This is a genomic window from Streptomyces sp. NPDC002403 (assembly GCF_053593015.1).
On the sequence record NZ_JBSFBQ010000159.1, the window covers coordinates 1 to 1197 of the forward strand.

General features: G+C 69.7%; 1 pseudogene. It reads left to right on the plus strand.

Annotation, left to right across the window (positions count from 1 at the left end):
- Positions 1–1197: pseudogene (locus tag ACWCPY_RS43310) on the plus strand (hypothetical protein); the annotation flags it as partial.

The following is a 1197-nucleotide window of genomic DNA, read 5'->3' on the forward strand; positions in this document are numbered from 1 at the left end:
TCACCACCGAGGCGACGGACTGGGATCCCTCCACCGAGGCGATGGACTGGGACCTTTCCGGGGAGCAGGGCCTGGACACCGGCGTTTGGGGGGCCGGTCTCCCGGAATGGGGAATGAACCAGCCGGACCACAACCCCGACCACGGCCACGGCCACGGCGACGGCCACGGCGACGGCTGGATGGTCGGTAACGGTCCTGGTCTCGACGCGTTTGCCCTTCCCGGTGCGGACGGACAGGCCGACTGGGCAGCCATCACGAGGGACCTTCTCGGTCTTGGTTCCGAGGAGGAGGTGATCGCGGAGCACCATGAACAGGCGCAGCGGCTGCTCGCGGACCTTTCCCTCCAGGCCCCGCCCCCGGCACCACCGGCGGACCCCACCCTCACCACCGAGGCGACGGACTGGGGCGCGCTGATGGACTGGGATCCCTCCACCGAGGTGATGGACTGGGACCTTTCCGGGGAGCAGGGCCTGGACAACGGCGTTTGGGGGGCCGGTCTCCCGCAACAGGGAACGAACCACCCGGACCACAATCACAACCCCGACCCCGACCCCGGCCTCGGCGACGGTGACGGCTGGATGGTTGGTAACGGTCCTGGTTTCGACGCGTTTGCCCTTCCCGGTGCGGACGGACAGGCCGACTGGGCAGCCATGACCAGGACCCTTCTCGGTCTTGGTTCCGAGGAGGAGGTGACCGTGGAGCACCATGAACAGGCGCAGCGGCTGCTCGCGGACCTTTCCCTCCAGGCCCCGCCCCTGGCACCACCGGCGGACCCCACTCTCACCGCCGGGGTGATGGACGGGGATCGCTCCACCGGGGCGATGGACTGGCACCCCTCCGCCGACGAGCAGGGCCTGGACACCGGTGTTTGGGGGGCCGGTTTCCCGGAGCAGGGGGAGGACTTTGGTGGGCAGATGGTCGGTGCTTTGGGGATGGGGCCGGCTGCCGGTGAGGGCGGGGACGGCGGGCCGCTCGACGAACAGCGTGATGACACTGATGGTGCGTGGTGGGGGGTCGGTGGCCCTGCCACCGCCGCCGCTGGTGGTCCTGCCAGCGGTGCTGCTGCTGGTGGGGGTGGTGTCCCGGGCGCGGGGTCTGGTGGTGTGGATCCTGGTGGTGTGGTGCCGGTGCGTACGGTGGGCAATGGGCTGTGTCAGTTGTATGCGGTTGTGGTCACTGATCCGGGGCTTGCCGGTT